Genomic DNA, 23,440 nt, shown 5'->3' on the forward strand with positions numbered 1-23,440 from the left:
GTCGTTAGCATAACTCATTAGCAATGCTAATTACTACAGGTAACAGTGTGGCGTCAGGCACCCCCGGCGCCGGACTGCAGGACCTGCACGACGCCGCGCACGAGGGTGCCCGCGGCACCGATCGAGACGACGACGACGGCGGTCCGCCGGGCCGCCGTCGCCGTGACGTGGCGGGCGACCCGCCCGCCGAGGAGGACCCCGACCGGCACCGTCCCCACGACGACGGCGATCACCGGCCAGGACGGCAGGCCGCCCGGGCCGGTGGCGCCGAGCGCCCACTTCGACAGGAGCGACATCGACCCCATGGTGAGGAAGATCGGCTGCAGCGTGGCGGCGAAGGAGCGCTGCGCCCACCGGGTCGCACGGGCGTAGACGAGCATGGCCGGCGCGGCGACGCCGACGGCCGTGTTGAGGAACCCGCCCGCCACCCCCGCGAACAGGCCCGCCGGGGTCGCCGGGAGGTCCGGCATGTCCCGCACGAGCCCGGAGCCGCCCAGCGCGAGCAGCAGGACCGCCCCGATGATGACCTCGAGCCAGCCCGGCTCGACCGCCCGGACGACCAGGGCCGCCGGCACGGACCCGAGGACGACGACCGGGGCGATCCGCACCAGCCGGCCCCGGTCGATGTCGGCGCGCACGGCGATCGTCATCAGCAGCGCCGAGACCATCGTGGTGATGTTGGTGAGCACCACCCCGGTGACCGGCCCGATCGCCAGCACGAGGGTCGGTGAGACGACCAGCCCGGTCCCCATCCCGCTCGTGCGTTGCAGCAGGCACCCGAGCAGGACCGCGGCCACGACGACGACGAGCTCGCCGGCCTCCACCGGGCTCAGCCGGCCAGGTCGGCCATGAGCCTGTAGAGGTCGCACTTGCCCTCGAACCCGATGCCGGGCAGGTCGGGCATGGTGATGTACCCGCCGGCGACCTCCACGCCGTCGGGGAACCCCCCGAACGGCTGGAACAGGTCCGGGTAGGACTCGTTGCCGCCGAGGCCGAGGCCCGCGGCGATGTTCAGCGACATCTGGTGCCCCCCGTGCGGGATGCAGCGCCTCGGCGACCAGTCGTGCTCGCGGAGCATGTCGAGCGTGCGCAGGTACTCGACGAGGCCGTAGCTCAGGGCACAGTCGAACTGCAGCCAGTCCTTGTCCCGGCGCAGGCCGCCGTAGCGGATGAGGTTGCGCGCGTCCTGCATGGAGAACAGGTCCTCGCCGGTGGCCAGGGGCTTGTCGTAGGCCGCCGCGACCTCGGCCTGGAGCTCGAAGTCGAGCGGGTCGCCGGGCTCCTCGTACCAGAACAGGTCGTACTGGGCGAGCGCGTCGGCGTAGGCCAGCGCGGTGTCGCGGTCGAACCGGCCGTTAGCGTCGACGGCCAGGCGCTGGCCGGGCTCGAGGACGTCGAGCACGACCTCGATCCGGCGGCGGTCGGCGTCGAGGCCGGCACCGCCGATCTTCTTCTTGACCACCGTGTACCCGCGGTCGGTGTAGCTGCGCATCTCGTCCTGCAGCGCGCCGAGGTCCTGGCCCGGGTAGTAGTAGCCGCCGGCGGCGTAGACGAAGATCCGCCGGTCCGGCTCGCCGTCGCCGTACCGCTCGGCGAGCAGCTGGAACAGCGGCTTGCCCTCGATCTTGGCGACGGCGTCCCACACGGCCATGTCGATCGTCCCGACGGCGACCGAGCGCTCGCCGTGCCCGCCGGGCTTCTCGTTGGTCATCATCGCCGCCCACACCGCGGCCGGGTCGATGTTGTCCCCGGTCTCGTCGAGCAGGCTCGTCGGCTCCGCCTCGAGGACGCGCGGGACGAAGCGCTCGCGCATCATCGTCCCCTGCCCGTAGCGGCCGTTGGAGTTGAAGCCGTACCCCACGACCGGCCTGCCGTCCCGGACGACGTCGGTGACGACGGCGACGAGGCTGAGCGTCATCTTGGAGAAGTCGATGTAGGCGTTGCGGATCGGGGAGCTGATCGGGAAGGTCCGCTCCCGGATGTCGACGATCCTCATCGGTCGGCCACCTCTGTCTCCAGGGCGGTCAGCAGCTCGTCGGTGACCTCGCTCGTGGAGGCCGTCCCGCCCAGGTCGGGCGTGCGGACCCCGGTCTCGGCGAGGACGTGGGAGACGGCACCCATGACCGCGTCGGCGGCGTCGGCATGACCGAGGTGCTCGAGCATCATCGCCCCGGCCCAGACCTGCCCGAGCGGGTTGGCCCGGCCGGTGCCGGCGATGTCCGGCGCGGAGCCGTGGACCGGCTCGAACATCGAGGGGAAGTCGCCCTCGGGGTTGAGGTTCGCCGAGGGGGCGATCCCGATGCTGCCGATGATGGCGGCGCCGAGGTCGGTGAGGATGTCGCCGAAGAGGTTCGAGGCGACGACGACGTCGAACCGGGCGGGGTCGAGCACGAACAGGGCCGCGAGGGCGTCGATGTGGTACTCGCTCGTCTCCACGCCCGGGTGCTCGGAGCCGAGCTCGCGGAAGATCTCGTCCCAGAACGGCATCGAGTGGATGATGCCGTTGGACTTCGTCGCCGAGGCGAGCCGGCCGGCGCGGCGCCCGGCGAGGTCGAACGCGTAGCGCATGACCCGCTCGATCCCCCGCCGGGTGAACACCGCCTCCTGGACGGCGAGCTCGTCCGGGGTGCCGCGGTACATCCGCCCGCCGACCTCGGAGTACTCGCCCTCGTTGTTCTCCCGGACGACGACGAAGTCGATGCCGCCCTCGGGGACCGCGCGCAGCGGGCTGTCGATGCCAGGCAGGAGCGTGACCGGCCGGAGGTTGACGTACTGCCGGAACGCCCGGCGGATCGGGATGAGCAGGCCCCACAGCGAGACGTGGTCCGGCACCCCCGGGTAGCCGACGGCACCGAGGAAGATCTGGTCGTGCTCGGCGAGGGTGTCCAGCCCGTTCGCCGGCATCATCCTGCCGGTGCGGGCGTAGTACTCGCACGACCACTCGAGCTCGTTCCACTCGAGCGTGATGCCGAAGTGGCTGCCGGCCCGCTCGAGGACCTGCTGGGCGGCCGGCACCACCTCGTTGCCGATGCCGTCACCGGGGATCGTGGCGATCCGGTACCTGTTCATGTCGGGTGCGTCTCCTCGGGGAGTCGGTGGGGACGCCGGGGAAGTCCGGCATATCTGTGCTGGAGGTCTGGTCTGGGTCGCTCAGAACGCGAGCTCGGGCAGGCGCACGTACAGCACCTCGGTGAAGATCACGTAGAAGAACGCCACGACGGCGACGGCGATGACGACGTCGAGGAGGAGGCCGCGCAGGCTCGGCCGCCCGGTGCGCATCAGCACCGCCATGAGGGCGAAGAAGATGACGCCGCCGACCAGGTATCCCAGGTACGGCAGGGCGGCGACCCACGCGGCGAGGAGGACCACGGCGATCAGGAGCCCGCGCACGGGCATCCGCTCCTCCTCCTCGGTCCCCTGGCCGACCGCCTTGCGGGTCAGCCCGAGGACGAGGAGGACCGCTCCGAGGAGGGCGAGCACGATGATGACGGGATCGGGGAACGTCCCGCCGTACTGGGTGGTGTAGCTGCGCTGGACCCAGAAGACGCCGGCGACGGCGATGGTGAGGGCGCCGACGGCGACGTTGATCTTGTCGGCTGTGGTGGCAGGTGCGGCCATGTCAGTCCTTCCTCAGGGTCTCGGCGAGGAGCTCCTCGGGCGTCTTCTCCTCGGAGGTCGAGCGCCGCTGCCGCCACTGCCGCACGAGCGGCCACAGCAGCGAGATCAGCGTCATCGCGATGAGGACGAGGCTGAGCGGCCGGGTGAAGAAGGTCAGCCACGGCTGCGCCTCGCCCTGCGCCGTGAGCAGGCCCTGGACGAGCCCGGTCTCGGCGATCGAGCCCAGGATGAGGCCGAGCACGATAGGCGCCGAGCTGATCCCCGCGAGGGAGAGGAAGTAGGCGAGCACGCCGAGCACGAGCATGATGAAGACGTCCACGACGGAGTTGCGCACCGCGTAGGCCCCGACGATGGTCAGCACCGTGATGCCCGGCGCGAGGTAGCGGGCCGGCATGGCGACGACGCCGCGCTGGAGGGCGCGCCCGCCGATGAGGCCGACCGGGACCATCATCACGGCGGAGACGGCCAGGGCGATGATGAACGTGTAGACGAGGTCGCCCGAGGTGCTGAACAGCTCTGCCCCGGGACGCAGCCCGTGCAGGAGGAGCACCCCGATGATGATGGCGTCCGGCGGGGTGCCGGGGACGCCGATCGTCAGGGTCGGGATCATCCCGCCGCCGACGGTGGCGTTGTTCGCGGACTCGGCGGCGACGACGCCGTCGATCTCACCCTTGCCGTAGGTCTCCGGGTGCTTGGAGGAGCGCTTGGCCTCGCTGTAGGCGACGAGGTTCGCGACGCTGCCGCCGGCGCCCGGCAGGATACCGACGACCGTGCCGATGATGCTCGACCGGATCAGGTTGACCGGCTTGGAGAAGATCTGCCGCACCATCGACCCGAGGCTCTCGCGGTGCTCGCGCCCGTCGATCAGCTCCGCGTCGCCGCGCCCCTTGCGGGCGACGAGGCGGATGACCTCGGGGATCGTGAACAGGCCGACCATCGCGGGGACGAGCGGGACGCCGCCCTGCAGCATCGGCTCGCCGAAGGTGAACCGGACCTCGCCGCCGACCGGGGCGATGCCGACGGTGGCGAGCAGCAGACCGATGACGCCGCCGATGAGGCCCTTGAGCAGCGAGCCCGACGCCATCGAGATGATGATCGTGAGCCCGAAGATCGCGACCCAGAAGTACTCCTGGGGACCGAAGCGCAGCGAGAACTCCGCCAGCGGCGGGGCGAGGAAGATCAGGGCGACGACGCCGACGATGCCGCCGACGAGGGAGCCGAACGTGGCACCGACGATGGCGAGCTCGCTCTTGCCCTTCTTGGTCATCTGGTACCCCTCGAGCGCCGTGGCGACCGACGAGGGGGTACCTGGGGCGTTGACGAGGATGGCGGTGAACGAGCCGCCGTAGATGGCGCCCATGTAGAAGGCGCCGAGAAGGACGAGGGCCCGGGTGGGGTCCATCACGAAGGTGAACGGGACGAGGAGGGCCAGGCCCATCGTCGCGCTCAGGCCGGGCATCGCGCCGATGGCCATGCCGGCCGCGGTGCCGACGAGGACGAGCAGGAGCATGGACGGGGCGAGGTTGGCCAGGACGCCGCTGCCGAGGAGTTCGAACATGGGTGGTTCCCTTCCGCGGTGCCCCGCCCATGCGGGGGCGGGGCACCGTCGTCAGACGAGGGAGGCGGTCAGAGCAGGCCGAGACGCTCGAAGAGGTCCTGGTAGACCTCCTTGCGCTCGGCCGTGAACTCGGTCGCCTCCTCCGGGCCCATGTTCTCCACGACGAACGCCTGCTCCTTGAACTGCTCGACGAACTCGGGGTCCTCGTTGATCCCGGCGATCGTCTCGGCCAGCTTGTCGACGATCGCGTCCGGGGTCTCGGGCGGGACGGCCACGCCCCGGTAGGCGCCGTCGACGAGCTCGATGCCCTGGTCGACGAAGGTCGGGTGGTCCTCCAGGCCCTCCATCGGCTCCTCGGTCGCGATGCCGAGGACACGGATCTGGTCGCCGAGCTGGCCGATCATCGGGGTGTAGGTCATCAGCGCGTCGACGTGCCCGCCGAGCAGCGCCGGCACGGCGGCACCCGTCCCGGAGAAGGGGGTGTACGTCGTCTCGATGCCCGCCTCGTCGTTGAGCAGGAGCGTGCCGACGTGGTTGGCGCTGAAGTCGCCGCTGCCGCCGACGGAGATCGCCCCGGGGTTCTCCTTCGCCGCGGCGATGAAGTCGTCGAGGGTCTCGTACTCGCTGTCGGCGCGGACGGCGAGGATGTTCGGCGTGGACTGGAAGATGTAGACCTGCTTGAGGTCCTCGGTCTCGTACCCGGCGTCCTCGCGCATCATCGGCTGGAGGATGATGTGGGGCAGGTTGTGCCCCATGATCGTGTAGCCGTCGCCCTCGGTGCGGGTCAGCTCGGACCAGGCGAGCGCGCCGCCGCCGCCGGGCTGGTAGGAGATCGAGACCTCCGTGCCCAGCGCCTCCTGGAGGGGCTGCTGCTGCAGGCGGGCGGTGATGTCGGACTCGCCACCGGCGTCGAACGCGACGACGTAGTCGATGGGTCGTTCGGGGTAGCTCGCGGCCGCGTCCTCGGTGGCGCCGCCACCTCCCCCGCCGGCTCCGCTGCAGGCGGCGAGCATCGCGCCGGCGGCGAGGAGGGGCAGTGCGGTCTTGAAACGCTTCATCGGTGATCCTCCATTGGATCGGTCCTTCGTGCCGGGGTTCTTCAGGGGCGTGCCTATCGGGCGGCGTGGACCTCCTCGGGGCGCGAGGAGCTGAGGGTCTCGCCCAGGGCGGCGACGGTCGCGGCGGTGACGTCCGCCGTCGTGGCGGTGCCGCCGAGGTCCCTGGGCAGGGTGCCGGACGCGGTGACGGCGTCGACGGCCGTGCGCACCGCCTCGGCGGCGGCGGGCTGCCCGAGGTGGTCGAGCATCAGGGCGCCGCTGAGGATCGCGCCGATCGGGTTGGCGACGCCGGTGCCCGCGATGTCGGGAGCGGACCCGTGCACGGGCTCGAACATCGACGGGTAGCGCCGCTCCGGGTTGAGGTTGGCGCTCGCCGCGAGGCCGAGGCTGCCGGCGAGCGCGCTGCCGAGGTCGGAGAGGATGTCGGCGTTGAGGTTCGAGGCGACGACGACCGAGAGGTTCTCGGGGCTGAGGACGAACCGGGCGGCCATGGCGTCGACGAGGACGGACTCGGTCTCGACGTCGGGGTAGTCGCCGGCGACGCGGCGGAAGACGTCGTCCCACAGCACCATGCCGTACTGCTGGGCGTTGGACTTGGTCACGGACGTGACCTTCTTGGTGGTGCGGGTGCGCGCCAGGTCGAAGGCGAAGCGCATGATGCGCTCGCAGCCGACCTCGGTGAACAGGGAGGACTGGACCGCCACCTCACCGCCGGTGCGTGCCGAGAGGTTGCGCCCGCCGAGGCCGGCGTACTCGCCCTCGCTGTTCTCGCGGACCACGACCCAGTCGAGCTCGGTGTCGTCGGCCTTGCGCAGCGGGCTCGTCACCCCGGGGTGGAACCGCACCGGCCGGACGTTGGCCCACTGGTCGAACCCCTGGCAGATGGCCAGGCGCAGGCCCCACAGGCTGACGTGGTCGGGCACGCCGGGCCAGCCGACGGCACCGAAGTAGACGGCGTCGAAGCCCTTGAGGACCTCCAGGCCGTCCTCGGGCATCATCCGGCCCGTCTCGCCGTAGTACGCCGAGCCCCAGGGCAGCTCCTGCCAGTCGAGGGCGAAGGCGCCACCGGTCAGGCGGGCTGCCTCGTCCAGGACGGCCCGGCCCGCGTCGACGACCTCGCGGCCGACGCCGTCGCCGGGGATGGTCGCGATGCGGAAGGTGGGGACTCGGTCGCTCATGTGTGTCTCCGGTTCGTGGGCTGTCGGCCTAGCCGAGTGAACCGGTGATGCGGGGCGGGTGTCTAAGACCAACCCCTGATGAGACGGATAGGCGGCGCCTATGTGTTGAGGTGGCCGCATCGTCCCCACCTGCGCGTAAGCCCCGGACGGACGCTGGATCGGCAGGGTCCGGCCTATCTCCCGTTACCCTGGCCGGCATGGACGTGCGGCACCTGCAGTACTTCCTCGCCGTCGTCGACGAGGGCGGGGTGCATGCCGCTGCCGAGAAGCTGTTCGTCGCCCAGCCCTCGGTGTCGCAGTCGCTGAGGGCGCTCCAGCGCGACCTCGGCGCGGAGCTGTTCACCCGCACCGGGAGGCGGCTGCAGCTGACGGCGGCCGGCGAGGCGCTGATCGCGCCCGCCCGTCAGGTGCTGCACTGGATGGACCTCTCCCGCGCGCACGTCGAGGCGGTCACCGGCCTGCGGACCGGCCGGCTGGTCATCGCCACCATGCCGTCGCAGGCGGTGGACCCGATACCTGCTGTCATCGACACGTTCGTCGGGAAGTACCCGATGGTGCAGATCTCGATCCGGGCGGCCGGCACCCCGCAGGACGTGCTGGCCCTGGTCCGCACCGGCGGCGTCGAGCTCGGCGTCATGGCGGTCACGGCCATGCCGGACACGTCCGACGTGGTCGTCCATCCCGTGGTGCGGCAGGGGTTCGTCGTCGTCTCCTCACGCGACGCGAACCTGCCGACGCGGGGGCCGCTGACGTACGACCAGCTCGAGGGGCAGCGGCTCATCATCGGTCAGCCGGGCACCGGGATGCGCCGCGTCGCGGAGCAGGTGATCGCCGCGAACCGGTCGACGGTCGCCGTCGTCGAGACCGAGCACCGCGAGGCGATCCTGCCGATGGTCCTCGCCGGGACCGGCGTCGCCATCATGGCCGCGCCGTGGCGCAGCCTCGCCCGGGAGGCCGGGCTCGTGGTCCACGACCTCACGACCGACGAGCACCTCGAGATCCTGATCGTGCACCGCCACGTCGACCTCTCCCCCGCGGCCCGGGCGTTCCTCCTGCTGGCCGCGCCGGCCGCCGCGACGCGCCAGCCCACGGCCTGATCGCGACCTACACTTCGGATCGGCTCAGGGAGGTACGGATGACCGTCGTCGACAACGCCGTGTACGTGGACGGCCGCAGGCACGCCGAGCCGGAGTCCCTGGACCGCACGTTCGACCTCATGGACGAGGTCCACGGGATGGCGTGGATCGGCCTGTACCGCCCGAGCCGGGCGGAGGTGGACGCGATCGCCGACGAGTTCGACGTCCACCACCTCGCCGTGGAGGACACGGTCTCGGCTCACCAGCGGCCCAAGTTCGAGCGCTACGGCGACGTCCTGTTCACCGTGCTCAGGCCGGCCCGGTACCTCGAGGACGAGGAGCGGGTCGAGTTCGGCGAGCTGCACGTCCTCACCGGGAGGAACTTCGTGGTCACCGTCCGGCACGCCGAGTCGCCGGACCTGGCACGGGTCCGACGGCGCACCGAGGCCCAGCCCGAGCTGCTCGCGCTGGGACCGGAGGCGGTGCTCTACGCGATCCTCGACGAGGTGGTCGACGAGTACGCGCCCGTCGTCGCCGGTCTGCAGAACGACATCGACGAGATCGAGGACGAGGTCTTCGGCGGCGACCCGGCGGTCTCGCGTCGCATCTACTCGCTCAGCCGGGAGGTCATCGAGTTCGAGCGGGCCACCGAACCGCTCATCGGCATCCTCGAGCAGCTGCGGGCGGGGTTCGAGGCGCACGAGGTGCCGACCGAGCTGCAGCGGCGGCTGCGGGACGTCGCCGACCACGTCACCCGTGTCGTCGGCCGGGTCACCGCCCTGCGCGCACTGCTGCAGAACATCCTCACGGTCAACGCCACGCTGGTCGCCCAGCGCCAGAACGAGGAGACGCAGCGTCTCACCCAGGCCTCGGTGGCCCAGGGCGAGCAGATGAAGCGCATCTCTGCGTGGGCGGCGATCCTGTTCGCGCCGACCGTCGTCAGCTCGGTGTACGGGATGAACTTCGACGTCATGCCCGAGCTCCACTGGGCGCTGGGCTACCCGTTGGCCGTCATCCTGATGCTCGGCGTGTGCCTGGGCCTGTACACGATCTTCCGGCGCAAGGACTGGCTCTGACCCGGATGGCCACGCCGCGCACGGCACTGGTGCCGACGGCGACGTAGGCGGCCTACGCCGGAGCCGGGACGTCCATGTCGAGCCCGGTGGCGAGGTCGCCGCACTCGATGCGCAGCGCGCCGTGCCGGCGCAGGTAGGGGCCGGCGCCGTCGTCGTCGTGGAGAGAGGCGACGAGCGGCTCCAGGTGGCTCTTCGGCACGACGACGGGGTGTCCCGGCCGACCGTCGAACACGGCGCGCGCCAGGGCGTCGCCCGCGCGGTCGAGCACGCGCACGACCACGTCGGGGCCGATGTCGGGATAGTCGACGAGGTGGATGACCACCCGCGCGTGCTCCGTGCCCAGCACCTCGAGCCCGTGACGCAGCGAGGCACCGATCCCGCGCTCCCACTCGGGGCAGTGGATCTCGCTGACGTCGTCCGGCAGCGGTGGCCGGGCGGCTCCCGTGACGACGTGGACGACGTCGCAACCACCCGCACGCAGTGCGCCCACCCCGTGCTCCAGCCAGCCGGGGACGAGGATCTTGGGCGTGCCGTACCGGCGTCCGGCGCCGGCGGCCAGCAGCAGCCCGGTCGCCGCGTGGGCACGAGACGCTTCCTCCGGCTCGGAGGCCCGTGGCCCTTCCTCGGGGTCCGAGGACATGGCGCCAGTCACGGCTCGCTCGCGCGGCCCTCAGGCCCCGGCCGGCATGGGCCGGCGCCGGGACCTCACGTGGTCGCCGTGGATCGGGGTGGCGATCTGCGACAGCGGCAGCCCGCTGCCGCCCCAGCGCGAGGCGATGATCTCGGCGCCGATGGAGACGGCGGTCTCCTCCGGGGTCCGCCCGCCGAGGTCCAGCCCGATGGGCGAGCGCAGGCGCGCCAGCTGCTCCTCGTCCAGGCCACGCTCCCGCAGCCGCGCGTTGCGGTCGTCGTGGGTGCGCCGGCTCCCCATCACCCCGATGTAGGCGGCGTCCGTGCGGAGGGCCTCCTCGAGGACCGGGACGTCGAACTTCGGGTCGTGGGTGAGGACGCAGATCACGGTCCGCGCGTCGACGTCCGTCGCCGCCAGGTAGTCGTGCGGCCAGGCGACGACGACCTCGTCGGCCTCCGGGAACCGCGCGGCGGTCGCGAAGACGGACCGGGCGTCGCACACGGTGACGTGGTAGCCGAGGAAGGTGCCGAGCCGCGCCAGCGCGGCGGCGAAGTCGATCGCCCCGAAGATCAGCATCCGCGGCGGCGGCGCGTAGGACTCCACGAACACGGCCACCTCTTCCTTGCGACCCTCGCCGTCCAGACCGAGGTGGATCATCCGGTTGCTGCCGTGCTCGAGGAGGCCGAGCGCGTCGGTGACGACGGCGCGGTCCAGCTGCGGGTTCCCGGTCGTGCCGCGTCGCTCGCCGTCGACAACGAGCAGCTGGGCTCCCGGCTGCGGTCCGCGCACCACAGTCGCCAGAGCCGCCGGTTCCCGGTGCGCGACGGCGTCCGCCAGGTGCTTGACCGGCCCGGTGGGGTCGACCCGGTGGACCAGCACCTCGAGCTCTCCCCCGCAGGTGAGACCGACGGCGAACGCGTCGTCGTCGCTCACGCCGTAGTGCGCCAGCTGAGCCTCGCCGGTGGCGAGGACGTCCTGGCACCGCAGGTACAGGTCCCCCTCGACGCAGCCGCCCGAGACGCTGCCGACCACCTTGCCCGCCACGTCCACGGCCATCGCGGCCCCCGGCTGGCGTGGCGAGGACCGCCAGGTGCGCACGACGGTGGCCACCGCGTACGGCTCGGCCCAGTCCCGGACCTGCTCGAGGATGTCCTGCACGATCGCCCTCCGTGTCCTGCTGTGGCCTCGGCCGCCTCGGGTCCGGGCCGATCGCCAGCTGCGGTGCAACGATCTGTCATGGATCGTCTGATCTGGACTATGAACCTACGGGGCGGCAAGCAGGGTGTCAATGAGCTCAGCGGTGCCGCGCGCTGACGTCCGCCGCGATCCCCGGCCACCGCTCCGCCAGACCCACCTCGATGTCGAAGAGGTCCAGCACGCGCCCGACCGTGTGGTCGACGACGTCCTGCACAGACTCGGGGTGCGTGTACAGGGCGGGCACCGGGGGTGCGATGACGGCACCGAGCTCGCTCAGCTCGCCCATCGTGCGCAGGTGGTTCCGGTGCAGGGGCGTCTCACGCACCATGAGGACGAGGCGCCGGCGCTCCTTGAGCACGACGTCCGCCGCCCGCGACATCAGCGAGGCTGTCATCCCCGAGGCGATCTCCGACATCGTCTTGACCGAGCAGGGTGCGACGACCATGCCCATCGTGCGGAACGACCCGCTCGAGATCGTCGCCCCGATGTCGTGGTTGGGGTGGACGACGTCCGCCATCCGTTCCAGGTCGCCGAGCTGCAGCCCGGTCTCCTGCGCGAGGGTCAGTCGACCCGCCTTGCTGATGACCAGGTGCGTCTCGACGGGCGTGTCCTGCAGCACCTCGAGGATCCGCACGCCGTACGCGGCGCCGGAGGCTCCCGAGATGCCGACGATCAGCCTCGGCGTCATGTCAGGCAGTTTCATGTTCCCTCCCGGGGTCGGTCTGTGCGGACCCGGCTCCTACGGTGCCGAGCGTCTTGAGTCTGGTCTCCAGCATGTCGACGAAGGCGGTCTCCGTGCGCGTCGGCGGCCGCGACGGGTCACGGACGCTGACGATGCGCCGCGAGATCCCCGGCGCCGCGAGGGGGTACGCGACGAGGTCCCCGCCGCCCACCTCCCGGCTGACCTGGCTGACCGGCAGCACCGAGAACCACGGACGTCGACGCAGCAGGTCGACGATGATGCTCGCGTCGTCTATCTCGATCAGCGGGCGGACGGCCAGGCCGTGCGCCTGCAGCACGTGGTCCACGACCCGTCGCAGCCCGTGCGCCTGCGACGGGACGACGAGGTCGGTGGTCGCGAGCCGGTGGAGCGGGACGGGCACGACCTCGGGAGCCGGCGCCACCGGGGAGGCCGCAAGCACGAGCTCTTCGTCGACGAGGTCCCGCGCGACCAGCCCGTCGTGCCGGAACGTCTGGTTGATGACCACGGTGTCGAACTCGCCGGCCCGCAGGCGCGCGACGAGATCGGCGCTGAAGCCGGGGATGATCTTCAGCCGCATGCCGGGGTGGGTGTCGACCATCCGCGTGACCGTGTCGATCAGCGCCGAGTCGGTCGCGGAGGCGATGACGCCGACACGCAGGTCGACGTTCTCCTCCACGTTCTCCCGCACGGCGCTGCGAGCCCGGAGGAACTGCTCCAGCAGCGGCGCGAACGCCGCGTAGGCACGCTCGCCGGCGCGGGTCGGGACCATCCCCCGGGCGGTCCGCTCGAAGAGCTCGTGGCCCAGCTCGCTCTCGAGCTTGGCGATCTGGGCCGACAGCGCCGGCTGGACGATGTTCAGGCGCTGCGCCGCTCGGGTGACGGTGCCCTCGCGGTAGAGGCACACGAAGTAGCTGAGCTGACGGAGCTCCATGGTCCGGCCGTGGCTCAGACGTCGACGACGGCAGCGCGCCAGTCGTCCACCGTCTCGTCGACGACGCTGCCGAGGTCGATCTCGTCCTCGCCGGGGACCCGGATCCGGAGGAACTTCATGGGCGGCGCCCCGACCGGCACGGTGGCGTCGAGGCCGAGCTTCGCGCCCACCCCGTCCGCCGTCGACGGGTCCAGCTTGGAGCCCTGGGTTGCGCCGACCAGCACGAGGTCCCGGTCCGCCTGGAACCGGGTGGCGACGGCCCACTCGACCTCCCGCGGGTCGTGGACGTCCACGTCGGTGTCGACGACCGTGACGTGCTTGATGTCGTAGTGGGTGGCGAGCGCGCCGAGGATGACGTTCTTCGCCTCCCCCGGCCGGGGTGAGTCGACCTGGACGTACAGGTGGTAGCGGCACACGCCTCCCTGCGAGAGGTGGACGTCCCGGACGCACGGAAAGCTGCGGCGCAGGTGCGACAGGAACGACGCCTCGCGGGGTATGCCGCCGAGCAGCAGGTGCTCGAGCCCGCCGCCGACGATGGTGTGGTAGATCGGGTCGGAGCGGTGCGTGACCCGGTCCACCTCGATGACGTGGCGCTCGGCCCGCTCGCCGTAGTACTGCGGGAACTCGCCGAACGGGCCTTCCGGCTCACGCCGGTCGGCCAGCAGCCTGCCCTCGATCACGATCTCGGCGTCGGCGGGCACGCGGACGTCGTTGGTCTGGCACTTGACGACCGGCAGCGGAGCCCCGCGCAGCGCGCCGGAGATCTCCAGCTCGTCCTGCCCGATCGGCACGATCGCCTGGGACGCCATCAGGGTGAGCGGGTCGACGCCGATCACGACGGCGATCTCCAGGTCCTCCCCCGCCACCTCGCGCTCGTTGAAGAACTCGAGCGTGTGCCGCGGCAGGAGCAGGGCGCCGAGCCGGTCGGGCCCGCTCACCTGGAGCCGGTGGATCGAGACGTTCTGGGCGCCGGTGCTGCGCTGCCTGGCGATGAGCAGGCCGGCGGTGATGTAGCTGCCCGAGTCGTGCTCGTTGTGCGTCGGGATCGGGAGGATGCGTTCGAGGTCGACGTCGGTGTGCACGACCTCCTGGCAGGCTGCGGTGGTCGTCTCCTGCCACGGCACGGGTTCCTGGCAGGCGGTCTCGAAGGTGGAGATCAGCTGGTTCTCGCTGACCCCGACCGCCTCGGCCATCCACGCCCGTTGCGAGAGCAGGCCGGACACCACCGGCACGTCGTGGCCGCCCGGGCGGGGGAAGAGCGACGCGCTCGTGCCGTCCAGCCGGTTGGCCACCCCCGCCACGCCGAACCGCAGGTCGACGTCGGGTCGCGCGACGGAGAGGCGCTGCCGTGCCTGGAGGTGGTCGAGCCAGCCCCGGAGGCTGCTGCCCGGCGGCAGGTCTGACGCCTCTCGCACCGTCGTCGAGGACGTGATCGGTGAGCTGTCGGTCTGTGCACTCATCGGACACCTGCCTTCTCCAGGTCGGGGACGTCGTCCCGGTGGGCGCCTGCACGGCGCGTGAGGTTGCTGACGGTCATGACCACGATCGGCACCATGATGGCGATGTACGCGTTGTCGATCCCGAGCGGGTCGCCCGCGAGGAACCATCCCACCGTGGCGACGAGCGAGCCGATGATGCTCACCAGGGCGCCGGACCGGGTGCCGAAGCGGGGGGCGTAGAACATGAGGAGCACCAGCACCGCCAGGGTGGACCGCAGCGCCTTGCCGAGGAACGTCACGGCCAGGACGTCGCTGGCGTACAGCGCCAGGAACATCGGCAGGATGCCGACGACGACGGTGGCGAGCCGGATGAACCGCACGTCCTTGCGCGGGTTCTCGTCCTTGTTGAAGTAGGGCCGGTAGAAGTCCTTGAGGAGCAGGGTCGAGATCGCCAGGGTGATGGCGCTGATCGTCCCGAAGAGCGCGGCGGCGAGCCCGGAGATGACGATCCCGGCGGTGACGGCGTTCATGTTGACGACGAGCTCGGGCAGCGCCTGGAGGGAGTCGATCTCGGGGAAGAGCACCCGCGCGCACATGCCGGCGATCGCGGCGAAGATGCCGTACGGGACGAGCAGGAGCGCCGAGTAGACGCTCGAGCGGCGTGCCCGGCGCTCGTCCGAGACCGAGGTGATCGCCTGCACGATGTACTGCGTCGCGAAGGTCGCGCCGGCACCGGCGACGAGCCACGCGCCGATCTGGCCGAGACCGACCCCGACCGGGTCGAAGAACGTGGCGGGCAGTGCGTCCTGGAGCGCCGAGAACCCGCCGATCCGCTGCATCGGCAGCAGGGCGGCGAGCGCGATCCCGACCAGCATGATCGCGGCGTGGAGGAAGTTCGTGTAGACGACGGAGCGCATCCCGCCGACGGCCACGTACACCAGTGCCAGCAGCCCGGTGACCACGGTCGCCGTGGTCTTGTCGATCCCGAGCAGGCTGGTGAACACCGCGCTGCCGCCGGCGAAGACCGCGACGGCGACGGTGGCGAGCGCGGCGATCATGATCACCGACGTCGCGAGGCGGACCCGCTCGCCGTACCCGTGCTTGAGGACGGCGGAGATGGTGTTGTGGCCGAGCTTCTTGTACCGGTTCGCCAGGAAGAACGAGAACAGCACGAAGCCGACGCCGAGCGCGACGAGGTTCCAGGCGGCGGAGATGCCGTACTCGTACGCCCCCTGGGCCGTCCCCAGGCTCGCGCTCGTCCCGATGAACTCCGACGCCATCAGGATGCCGATGAGGACCGCGGGGAACGCACGACCGCCGGTGGTGAAGCTCTCGGCGTCCTGCGAGTGCCTCCGCACGGCGAGGCTGATGACAATTGTGGCGGCGATGTAGATTCCGGTGACGCCGAGAACAATTGCGGGGAAACTCATGTCTCTTCTCCCTCGATCGACCGGCAGGAATCCCTCGTTGGCCCTGCGGCTCCCCCTCGGAAGGGGCTCCACGAGCCTACGAACCAGGAGTCGTGGCGGTCCAACACGGATTTCTGATACGCGTTATCAGAATTCGTGATGGACCGCCGTGGACGATTTTTCCGGGAGGCCAGGGAATTCTTTCGTGCGCCTACAGCGAGAAGTGCACGTGCTTGACCTCGGTGAACTGCTCGACCCCCTCGAAGCCGCGCGTGCGACCGAGCCCGGACATCCGGAACCCGCCCGACGGCGCCTCCGCGTAGGAGCGGTTGTACCCGTTGACCCAGACCGTGCCGGCCTTGACGCCGCGGGCCACCGCGAGGGCACGGCCGAGGTCCCGGCTCCACACCGAGGACGCGAGGCCGAACGGGGTGGCGTTGACCAGGTCGAGCGCGGCCGGCTCGTCGCGGTAGGACTCGACCGTCAGCACGGGGCCGAAGATGTCGTCCTGGACGATCGCCGAGGTCGGGTCGACGTCCGTCACGAGGGCGGGCGAGAGGAAGTACCCCTCCGTGCCCTCGGGCCGCAGACGCTCGCCGCCGACGACGACCGTGGCGTCGCGCCGCGCGAGGTCGACGTACGAGGTGACCTTGTCGAACGCGTCGGCCGATATCAGGGGCCCGAGGTCCGACCCGGGGTCGTGCGGGTCGCCGGCGCGCAGGCCACCGACGAGCGCGGACAGCCGCGAGCGCGCCTCGGCCAGCTGGTCCTGGTGCACGAGGACGCGTGTGCACGCCATGCACATCTGTCCGGCGGTCGTGACCGAGGCGCGTGCCGCGAGGCCGAGGGCCTGGTCCAGGTCACCGTCGGGCAGGACGAGCATCGAGGCCTTGCCGCCGAGCTCGAGCAGCGGCCGGGTCATGGTCTCGGCGGCGTCGCGCATCACGGCCTGGCCCGCGGCCGTCGACCCGGTGATGGCGACCGCCGCGGTCCCGGGGTGACGCACGAGCGCGGAACCGACCTCGGCCCCGCCGGCCAGGCACTGCAGGACGTCCTCGCCCACGCCGGACTCGTGCCCGAGGCGGATCACCCGCTCGGTCACGCGATGAGTCTGCGGGCTGGGCTTCACCAAGGCGGTGACACCGGCGGCGAACGCCGGGGCGAGGTCGCGCAGCAGCAGGAGCACGGGCCAGTTCCACGGCGTGATAAACACCGTGGGGCCGACCGGCTCGCGCACGAGGTGCGACTCGCTGCCGTCCCACAAGGTCCCGGCGCGCCCCAGCGGCAGCCGGCACAGGCCGGCGTTGAACCGCAGCGCGTCGATGCTCCCGGCGATCTCGGCCCTGGCCTCGCCGACGATCTTCCCGGTCTCGCGGACCAGCTGCTCGACCAGGTCGTCCTGCTCCGCCTCGATGCGGTCGGCCCAGGCGAGCATCACCGCCGCGCGGCGCTTGTGGTCCCGCGGCCACGGGCCGCCGGCGGCCCCGACCGAGGCGGTGACGGCGGCCTCGATCTCGGCCGCGGTCGCGTCGGCCGGGATCTCCACCTCGGTCTGGCTGAGCGGGAGCAGCAGGGTGCTCATGCGAAGACCCCACCGCCGTCGACGATCACCGTCTGGCCGGAGACGAACCCGGAGTCGGGGCCCGCGAGCCACATGACGGCGCTGACGAGGTCGTCGGGCAGCATGGCGCGCTGGATCGACCTGGTGGCGGCGACGCGCTCCATGTACTCGTCGGTGTTGACGGCGCGCGAGCCGGTGTCGTCGACGAGGCCGGGCGAGACGGCGTTGACCGTGGTGCCGGCGGCGCCGAGCTCGCGTGCCGCGGACCTGGTCAGCCCCTCGACGGCGGCCTTGGAGGCGACGTAGTGGGCGAAGCCGGCCGCACCGTTCCGGGTCACGACCGAGGCGACGTTGACGATGCGTCCTCCGCCGCCGTCGGCGAGCGCCGGGGCGGCGGCGCGGATCGCCTGCCAGGTGCCGACGACGTTCACGCGCAGCACCCGCTCCCAGTCCTGCTCGGTGAGCTCCGTGAGCGGGCGCTTCGGCCCGAGGCCGTGGTAGATCGCGGCGTTGTTCACCAGCGCGTCCAGGCGGCCGAACGTGTCCGTCGCCGTGCGCACGGCCTTGGCCATGTCGCCGGCGGCCGTGATGTCGGCGGGCACGAACACCGCCCGGCCGGCGCCGAGCGTGTTGGCCTCGGCGACGGCGGACTCCGCCGTGTCGGTCGTGTTCTCGAGGTCGGTGGCCACGACCTGCGCACCGGCCTTGACGAACTGGTGGAGGTAGGTACGGCCGATGTCTCCGGCGACCCCGGTGAGCAGGACCGAACGGCCCTCGTAGGTGTTGCGCATGGCGTTGTCTCCTTGCTGGTCGGCTGAAAGGGGAGAGCGGGTCAGCCCCGCTCGATGGCTCCGCGGGTCTCCGGGCTCCGTACCACCGCGATGATGAAGACGAGGACGGCGCCGGCGACGAAGATCATGAGCCGGCTCGGGATGTCCTCCGTCGTCGGGCTCAGCAGCGTGACGAAGGTCGGCAGCAGACCACCGAGCATGAAGCCGGTGTTCCACGACACCGCGGTGCCGCGCGAGCGGATCTCGGTCGGGTACCGCTCGTTGAGGAAGATCATCACCGGCGCGTAGGCCGCGTTGGCGAGGGTCGCGAGCAGGCAGCACAGGAGCACGATGGTCACCGTGGCGCCGGGGTCCGTCCGGGCGATGACCAGAAGGATGACCGGCAGGGCCACCAGGTTCACGGCACCGATCACCAGCATCGTCCGGCGCCGCCCCAGCCGCTCGCTCAGGTGACCGGCCCCCGTGGCCGCGACGACCACGATGAGGCTGGCCACGAGCAGCACCCATCCGCGCACGTCCTCGTCGACGGGGGTGACGACGTCGAGGTAGGTCGGCAGGAACCCGGAGGTGAGGTAGTACTGCGCACCGGCGCCTGCCGCGACGGCGATGTTGAGGATCGTGATCCGGCCGTACCGGCCGGTGACGAGGTCCTTGAAGCTCAGCGGCTTCGTGGTCTGCCTGCCGGAGGCCTTCTCCGCCTTCGCCGCGAGCCAGACCGGCGACTCCTCCACCTTGCGGAGGACGAAGAGGCTCAGCACGGCACCGAGCAGGCCCGTGAAGAACATGTAGCGCCAACCGGTCTCGGTGAAGGCGTCGCCGGGGAAGATCGCGCTGATGATGATGAACGCGACGCTCGCCATGGCCGCGCCGAGCCCGGCGCCGCCGCCGCCGATGAGACCGGACATCATGCCGCGGTAGCGGGGCGGGACGCTCTCGGTGCCGAGGGTGTGGGTGACGGCGGTGACCCCGCCGACGAAGATGCCCTGGACCACGCGCAGCGCGAGGAACAGGATCGGCGCGAGCATGCCGGCTGCCGCGTACGAGGGGACGAGGCCCATCGCTGCCGTGGACAGACCGACGCCCGCCAGCACCACGACCATGATCCGCTTGCGGCCGACCTTGTCGGCGAACCCGCCGAAGATGGCCGCCCCGCCGGGCCGCATGACGATGCTGACGGCGAACGAGACGAAGACCAGCGCGAGGCTGAGGGTCTCGCTCTCCACGGGGAAGATCTGGTGGCCGACCGGGCCGGCCACGTACAGCAGGATGAAGAGGTCGAACAGGTCGAACGCCCACCCCATGACCGACGCGAACGCCGCGGCGAGCGGACTCCGCCCGGTTCCGGTGGTGCTCTGCGTCGACCCGGCTGTCTTGTTGTTCATTGAATCCACCTTTGGTTTCAATCGGTACGAGTGCCGTCGTGGGTTGCGTCCTCCGCCGGACGCGTCAGGGGCGGGCGACGGACTCCCCGGTCGGGGCGGCCGGCCGGCCCGGGGCGCCCGCGTCGTCCTTGGTCGCGCGCAGCGTGTAGTCGCCGGCGATGAGCTTGCGGCGCAGGATCTTCCCCACCGGGCTCTTCGGGATCGCGGAGATGACGAGCACCTTCTTCGGGCGCTTGTACTGCGAGAGCGGTGCCTCGTTGCGGGTCCACTCCTGCAGTCGCCGGGCGAGCTCGGTGGGGTCCTCGTCGTCGCGGGCCGGCACGACGAAGGCGGTGACGGCCTGGCCCCACTTCTCGTCCTTGAGCCCCACGACCGCCACCTCGGCGACGTCGGGGTGGCGCGAGAGCACGTCCTCGACCTCGATGGGGTGGACGTTCTCGCCGCCGGTGATGATCATGTCGTCGACGCGACCGTCGACCCACAGGTCGCCGTCCTCGTCGAGGTGTCCGAGGTCCCCGGTGTGGTACCAGCGGCCCCGGATGGCCTTGGCGTCGGCGTCGGGCCGGTTCCAGTAGCCCTGGAACGCCTCGTCGGAGTCGAGGGAGGCGACGATCTCCCCCACGACCCCGCGGGGCAGGGGGTCGTGCGCGGCGTCGGGGTCCGGACTGACGACCCGCAGCCGCGAGTAGAGGCCCGGCCGGCCGGCGCTGCCCGGCTTGCGGGACGCACGTTCCTCGATGGCGAAGGTGTAGACCTCGCTCGAGCCGTAGTGGTTGACGAAGACGTCGGGACGGATCTCCTGCTCGAGCTGCTCGCACAGCGTGGACGTCATCGCCGCCCCGGCGAAGGCGAGCTTGCGGACCGTGGGGCCCACGCGGTCGAGCTGCCCGGTCGCCGCCAGCGCCCAGAACGCCGTCGGGACGAGATAGAGGGCGGTGACGCCCTCGGACTCGATCAGCTCGACGGCCTGCTCGGCGTTGTACACGGGCATCTCGACGAACTTGCCGCCGACGATGACCATCGACAGCAGCGAGCGCAGGCCCATGGTGTGATACATCGGCATGGCGCCGAGGGTCGCCTCGCCGTAGCCGTACTGGCACTGCATCACGTGCGCGGCCGACGCCGCGAACTCGTTGCGCTGGCTGCGCGGCACCCCCTTGGGCTTCGCCGTCGTGCCGGAGGTGTAGAGCATGACGCTCGGGTCGGACTCGGCCACCTCGACGCCGGGCGCCGTGGGGTCGGCCGCGGCCACCACGGTCTCGAAGTCCTGCGCCCCGTCGAGAGGCCGGCTGCCGGCGTGCAGCAGGGTCGGCCGCACCGGCGCCATCATGAGCGCCTCCTGGGCCACGCCCCGCGCCAGGTCGTCGCTGACGACCACTGTCGGCTCGGCGTTGTCGAGGCAGTAGGCGAGCTCCGGCCCCGACAGGCGGATGTTCAGCGGGGTCGACATGACCCCGAGCTTCTGCAGGGCCAGGTGCGTCGAGGCCATCACCTCGGAGTTGGACAGGAACGTCGCCACCCGGTCGCCGGGGCGCACGCCCAGCGCCAGCATCGCGTTGGCGATGCGGTTGGTGCGCTCGTCCCACTGCGCGTACGTCATCCGGCGTGAGCCCGCGAACGCGGGCCGCTCCGGGAACCGCTCGGCCGTCCAGGCGAGCGTGCGTCCGATCTCCATCGATCAGTTCCTCCTCGTGAGGCGTTGCAGGGTGGCGCGGGCGCGGGAGGCGGCGAGCTGGGTCGCCATGGCGATGGCGCTCGGTGGCGCGACCGAGGTGGGCTCCTCGCCGCGGGCGGTGGCGTCGAGCGCCGTCGTGAACTGCTTGAACATGTCCCGGCTGACGTCACCGGCGAGCGACCGCCCGAACTGGGCGATGCGGCCGGTCATGTGCAGGCCGGCCTGCGCGTGGATGACGCTGCCGGACCCCTGCGGCTCGACGCTCAGGAGCACGTCGGCCTGCACGCTGCCGCCACCGGCGTCCTGGGCCTGCGCCAGCGCACGGATGGTGCGCGTGGCCGGGTCGCGCTCGACCACGTGGATGTCGCCGACGAAGGCGAGCTTGACCGGACCGAGGGCGACCCTGATCCGGCCCTTGTACCGGTCGTCGCCGAAGTCCGCCATGAGCTCCGCGCCGGGCAGGCACCGGGCGAGACGCTCCGTGTCGTCCATGACGTCCCAGACGGCGTCGGCACCGGCGGCCACGTCGTCGTCGACCTCGATGGCGACGGTCGGCTCGGTCTGCGGCATCCGGATCTCGGCGACCCCCTGCTCCGCGTCCGCGACCGTCTCGCCGCCGGCGCTGGCCCGGCCCCCGACGCTCGCGCGCGGGAGCAGTGCCGCGCTGGCGCAGTTGCGCGGTGGCGGGACGCCGTCCGGGTTGGCCTCGGCGACCTCGGCGACGGCGTCCATGATGTTGCGGTACCCGGTGCACCGGCACAGGACGCCCGACATCTTCTCGGGGAGCTCCTCGGCGGCCACCCCGGGCTCGTGGTCGAGCAGGTCGTAGGCGCTCATGAGCATGCCCGGGGTGCAGAAGCCGCACTGGAGGGCGTGGTGGCGGCCGAACGACTCCTGCAGCGGGTGCAGGTCGTCGGCCTTGCCGAGGCCCTCGACCGTCATGATCTCGGATCCCTCGAGCTGGCACGCGAGCAGGAGGCAGGCCCGGGCGGCGTCGCCGTCGACCATCACGGTGCACATGCCGCACACGCCGTGCTCGCACCCGATGTGGGTGCCGGTGAGGCCCAGGTGGTCGCGCAGCGCGTCGGAGAGGGTGACGCGGGGGGCGACGTCCACGCTGGCGGGGCGTCCGTTGACGGTGAACGAGACCGTGACGGTCTCCTCGGCGCCGACGCGGACGGTGGTGTCCTCGGCCGGGGCGGCGTCGCGCCCGGTCAGGCGCCCGAGGCCGGTGGTCAGGGTGCGCAGTGCGGTCATCGTGCGGTTCTCCCCAGGCTCGATCGGTAGGCGCGGGCCAGCTCGCGGGTGCCGAGGGCCCGGACGAGGCGACGGCGGTAGGCGGGTGAGGCGTGGCTGTCGCCGCCGGTGGTGACGACGTCCTCGGCCATCGCGGCGACGGCGTCGCCGAGCTCGCGGGCCAGCGCGTCGGGGTCGTGCCCGGCGCGGTCGACCGCGCCCTGCAGCTCCTCGCGCAGGTCCCGGCGCCGTGGCCGGTCGGAGACGCCGAACGTCGCGACGGCGGCCTCCTCGACGGCCCCGCCGCGCGAGCGGACCCGCACCGCGACGCCGGCGAGGGCGAAGTCGCCGTGCCGCCGGGCGATCTCGGCGAAGCCGAACCCCTCCCCCTCCCGGGGCAGCGGCATGCGCACGGAGGTGACGACCTCGGTAGGCCCGAGGGTGGTCGTCATGGCGCCGGAGAAGAACTCCTCGGCGCTGATCTGGCGGCGTCCCTGCGGCCCGGCGACGTCGAGCGTCGCGCCGAGGCAGCGGGCGACGGCGGGCAGCTCGGCGGAGGGGTCGGCGTGGGCGAGGGAGCCGCACACGGTGCCGCGGCTGCGGATCTCGCGGTGCCCGATCCACGGCAGCGCCTGGCTGAGCAGCGGGACGGCCCCGCGGTGGTCGCGCTCGACGCGGCGCTGGCGCACGGCGGCGCCGACCCGCAGGTGGCCGTCGACGACGCCGACCTGCTTGAGCTCGTCCACCTGCGTGATGTCCACCAGGGTGGCGGGACGCCCGAGCCGCATGGCGAGGACGGGCACCAGCGACTGCCCGCCGGCGATGACCTTGCCGCCGCCGTCCTCGTCCGCGCGGACGAGCTCGGCGACGACGTCCCCGAGCCTCGTCGGGCGGACGTACGAGAAGGGAGCGGCCTTCATG

Annotated in this window: 21 protein-coding genes; 2 read left to right on the forward strand and 19 right to left on the reverse strand. The window is 71.7% G+C overall.

All coding sequences use genetic code 11. The features are described from left to right. Positions 1-53 precede the first annotated feature (53 nt). The 7 genes from GD748_RS01185 to GD748_RS01215 form a co-directional block, all read right to left on the reverse strand. The gene (locus tag GD748_RS01185) at positions 54-824 is read right to left on the reverse strand and encodes a sulfite exporter TauE/SafE family protein (protein WP_152193378.1); all 771 of its coding nucleotides are present in this window, start codon (positions 822-824) and stop codon (positions 54-56) included. Positions 825-829: 5 nt separating this feature from the next. Next, positions 830-1,996 carry a mandelate racemase/muconate lactonizing enzyme family protein gene (locus GD748_RS01190; RefSeq protein ID WP_152193379.1) on the reverse strand — a complete coding sequence of 389 codons (1,167 nt, stop codon included), beginning with the start codon at positions 1,994-1,996 and terminating at the stop codon, positions 830-832. Then, a complete protein-coding gene (locus GD748_RS01195; RefSeq protein WP_152193380.1) occupies positions 1,993-3,069 on the reverse strand; it encodes a tartrate dehydrogenase in 1,077 nt (358 codons plus the stop codon). The genes GD748_RS01190 and GD748_RS01195 overlap by 4 nt, the downstream gene beginning before the upstream one ends. Before the next feature lie 81 nt (positions 3,070-3,150). Further along, the gene (locus GD748_RS01200) at positions 3,151-3,618 is read right to left on the reverse strand and encodes a tripartite tricarboxylate transporter TctB family protein (protein WP_152193381.1); all 468 of its coding nucleotides are present in this window, start codon (positions 3,616-3,618) and stop codon (positions 3,151-3,153) included. 1 nt (position 3,619) lies between these two features. Further along, on the reverse strand, positions 3,620-5,176 hold the full coding sequence (locus GD748_RS01205; protein ID WP_152193382.1) for a tripartite tricarboxylate transporter permease: 1,557 nt from the start codon (positions 5,174-5,176) through the stop codon (positions 3,620-3,622). 68 nt (positions 5,177-5,244) lie between these two features. After that, a complete protein-coding gene (locus tag GD748_RS01210; protein WP_152193383.1) occupies positions 5,245-6,234 on the reverse strand; it encodes a tripartite tricarboxylate transporter substrate binding protein in 990 nt (329 codons plus the stop codon). A gap of 53 nt (positions 6,235-6,287) precedes the next feature. Continuing rightward, positions 6,288-7,412, reverse strand: a complete 1,125-nt coding sequence (locus GD748_RS01215) for a tartrate dehydrogenase (protein ID WP_152193384.1) — start codon at positions 7,410-7,412, stop codon at positions 6,288-6,290. 197 nt (positions 7,413-7,609) lie between these two features. Between GD748_RS01215 and GD748_RS01220 the strand changes: the two genes are divergently transcribed. Further along, positions 7,610-8,509, forward strand: coding sequence for a LysR family transcriptional regulator (locus GD748_RS01220; protein ID WP_152193385.1), 900 nt, complete (start codon positions 7,610-7,612; stop codon positions 8,507-8,509). Positions 8,510-8,547: 38 nt separating this feature from the next. Continuing rightward, positions 8,548-9,564, forward strand: coding sequence for a magnesium and cobalt transport protein CorA (locus tag GD748_RS01225; protein ID WP_152193386.1), 1,017 nt, complete (start codon positions 8,548-8,550; stop codon positions 9,562-9,564). Between the two features lie 52 nt (positions 9,565-9,616). On the opposite strand, the gene GD748_RS01230 is transcribed toward GD748_RS01225, so the two are convergent. From GD748_RS01230 to GD748_RS01285, 12 genes are all read right to left on the reverse strand, one after another. Beyond that, on the reverse strand, positions 9,617-10,204 hold the full coding sequence (locus tag GD748_RS01230) for a nucleotidyltransferase family protein (RefSeq protein WP_152193387.1): 588 nt from the start codon (positions 10,202-10,204) through the stop codon (positions 9,617-9,619). A gap of 30 nt (positions 10,205-10,234) precedes the next feature. Then, positions 10,235-11,353 (reverse strand): XdhC family protein, encoded by a 1,119-nt coding sequence (locus tag GD748_RS01235; RefSeq protein WP_152193388.1) that lies wholly within the window; start codon positions 11,351-11,353, stop codon positions 10,235-10,237. Between the two features lie 136 nt (positions 11,354-11,489). Further along, positions 11,490-12,080 (reverse strand): UbiX family flavin prenyltransferase, encoded by a 591-nt coding sequence (locus GD748_RS01240; RefSeq protein WP_226920624.1) that lies wholly within the window; start codon positions 12,078-12,080, stop codon positions 11,490-11,492. A 1-nt stretch (position 12,081) separates the two neighbouring features. Further along, positions 12,082-13,026 (reverse strand): LysR family transcriptional regulator, encoded by a 945-nt coding sequence (locus GD748_RS01245; protein ID WP_152193390.1) that lies wholly within the window; start codon positions 13,024-13,026, stop codon positions 12,082-12,084. A gap of 14 nt (positions 13,027-13,040) precedes the next feature. After that, complete coding sequence (locus GD748_RS01250) at positions 13,041-14,486, reverse strand: UbiD family decarboxylase (RefSeq protein WP_152193391.1); 1,446 nt, start codon at positions 14,484-14,486, stop codon at positions 13,041-13,043. After that, positions 14,483-15,895, reverse strand: a complete 1,413-nt coding sequence (locus tag GD748_RS01255; protein WP_152193392.1) for a sodium:solute symporter family protein — start codon at positions 15,893-15,895, stop codon at positions 14,483-14,485. Before GD748_RS01255 ends, GD748_RS01250 begins: the two co-directional genes overlap by 4 nt. 190 nt (positions 15,896-16,085) lie before the next feature. Next, positions 16,086-17,456 (reverse strand): aldehyde dehydrogenase family protein, encoded by a 1,371-nt coding sequence (locus GD748_RS01260; protein WP_152193393.1) that lies wholly within the window; start codon positions 17,454-17,456, stop codon positions 16,086-16,088. Further along, positions 17,453-18,226, reverse strand: coding sequence for an SDR family NAD(P)-dependent oxidoreductase (locus GD748_RS01265; RefSeq protein WP_152193394.1), 774 nt, complete (start codon positions 18,224-18,226; stop codon positions 17,453-17,455). The genes GD748_RS01260 and GD748_RS01265 overlap by 4 nt, the downstream gene beginning before the upstream one ends. A gap of 41 nt (positions 18,227-18,267) precedes the next feature. Further along, on the reverse strand, positions 18,268-19,608 hold the full coding sequence (locus tag GD748_RS01270) for an MFS transporter (protein WP_152193395.1): 1,341 nt from the start codon (positions 19,606-19,608) through the stop codon (positions 18,268-18,270). Between the two features lie 64 nt (positions 19,609-19,672). Continuing rightward, on the reverse strand, positions 19,673-21,283 hold the full coding sequence (locus GD748_RS01275) for a class I adenylate-forming enzyme family protein (protein WP_152193396.1): 1,611 nt from the start codon (positions 21,281-21,283) through the stop codon (positions 19,673-19,675). 3 nt (positions 21,284-21,286) lie between these two features. Beyond that, positions 21,287-22,540, reverse strand: a complete 1,254-nt coding sequence (locus GD748_RS01280; RefSeq protein ID WP_152193397.1) for a xanthine dehydrogenase family Fe-S subunit — start codon at positions 22,538-22,540, stop codon at positions 21,287-21,289. Further along, positions 22,537-23,439, reverse strand: coding sequence for an FAD binding domain-containing protein (locus tag GD748_RS01285; RefSeq protein WP_152193398.1), 903 nt, complete (start codon positions 23,437-23,439; stop codon positions 22,537-22,539). The genes GD748_RS01280 and GD748_RS01285 overlap by 4 nt, the downstream gene beginning before the upstream one ends. Between the last annotated feature and the right edge of the window lies 1 nt (position 23,440).

Origin of the sequence: Georgenia subflava, from assembly GCF_009193155.1 — a bacterium.
Lineage (GTDB): Bacteria > Actinomycetota > Actinomycetes > Actinomycetales > Actinomycetaceae > Georgenia > Georgenia subflava.

What these genes read in the sequence shown, in the direction of transcription:
- GD748_RS01190 (WP_152193379.1), bottom strand. Translation starts at nt 1,996, where the DNA reads ATGAGGATCGTCGACATCCGGGAGCGGACCTTCCCGATCAGCTCCCCG.
- GD748_RS01195 (WP_152193380.1), bottom strand. Translation starts at nt 3,069, where the DNA reads ATGAACAGGTACCGGATCGCCACGATCCCCGGTGACGGCATCGGCAAC.
- GD748_RS01200 (WP_152193381.1), bottom strand. Translation starts at nt 3,618, where the DNA reads ATGGCCGCACCTGCCACCACAGCCGACAAGATCAACGTCGCCGTCGGC.
- GD748_RS01205 (WP_152193382.1), bottom strand. Translation starts at nt 5,176, where the DNA reads ATGTTCGAACTCCTCGGCAGCGGCGTCCTGGCCAACCTCGCCCCGTCC.
- GD748_RS01210 (WP_152193383.1), bottom strand. Translation starts at nt 6,234, where the DNA reads ATGAAGCGTTTCAAGACCGCACTGCCCCTCCTCGCCGCCGGCGCGATG.
- GD748_RS01215 (WP_152193384.1), bottom strand. Translation starts at nt 7,412, where the DNA reads ATGAGCGACCGAGTCCCCACCTTCCGCATCGCGACCATCCCCGGCGAC.
- GD748_RS01220 (WP_152193385.1), top strand. Translation starts at nt 7,610, where the DNA reads ATGGACGTGCGGCACCTGCAGTACTTCCTCGCCGTCGTCGACGAGGGC.
- GD748_RS01225 (WP_152193386.1), top strand. Translation starts at nt 8,548, where the DNA reads ATGACCGTCGTCGACAACGCCGTGTACGTGGACGGCCGCAGGCACGCC.
- GD748_RS01230 (WP_152193387.1), bottom strand. Translation starts at nt 10,204, where the DNA reads ATGTCCTCGGACCCCGAGGAAGGGCCACGGGCCTCCGAGCCGGAGGAA.
- GD748_RS01240 (WP_226920624.1), bottom strand. Translation starts at nt 12,080, where the DNA reads ATGACGCCGAGGCTGATCGTCGGCATCTCGGGAGCCTCCGGCGCCGCG.
- GD748_RS01245 (WP_152193390.1), bottom strand. Translation starts at nt 13,026, where the DNA reads ATGGAGCTCCGTCAGCTCAGCTACTTCGTGTGCCTCTACCGCGAGGGC.
- GD748_RS01250 (WP_152193391.1), bottom strand. Translation starts at nt 14,486, where the DNA reads ATGAGTGCACAGACCGACAGCTCACCGATCACGTCCTCGACGACGGTG.
- GD748_RS01255 (WP_152193392.1), bottom strand. Translation starts at nt 15,895, where the DNA reads ATGAGTTTCCCCGCAATTGTTCTCGGCGTCACCGGAATCTACATCGCC.
- GD748_RS01260 (WP_152193393.1), bottom strand. Translation starts at nt 17,456, where the DNA reads ATGAGCACCCTGCTGCTCCCGCTCAGCCAGACCGAGGTGGAGATCCCG.
- GD748_RS01265 (WP_152193394.1), bottom strand. Translation starts at nt 18,226, where the DNA reads ATGCGCAACACCTACGAGGGCCGTTCGGTCCTGCTCACCGGGGTCGCC.
- GD748_RS01270 (WP_152193395.1), bottom strand. Translation starts at nt 19,608, where the DNA reads ATGAACAACAAGACAGCCGGGTCGACGCAGAGCACCACCGGAACCGGG.
- GD748_RS01275 (WP_152193396.1), bottom strand. Translation starts at nt 21,283, where the DNA reads ATGGAGATCGGACGCACGCTCGCCTGGACGGCCGAGCGGTTCCCGGAG.
- GD748_RS01280 (WP_152193397.1), bottom strand. Translation starts at nt 22,540, where the DNA reads ATGACCGCACTGCGCACCCTGACCACCGGCCTCGGGCGCCTGACCGGG.
- GD748_RS01285 (WP_152193398.1), bottom strand. Translation starts at nt 23,439, where the DNA reads ATGAAGGCCGCTCCCTTCTCGTACGTCCGCCCGACGAGGCTCGGGGAC.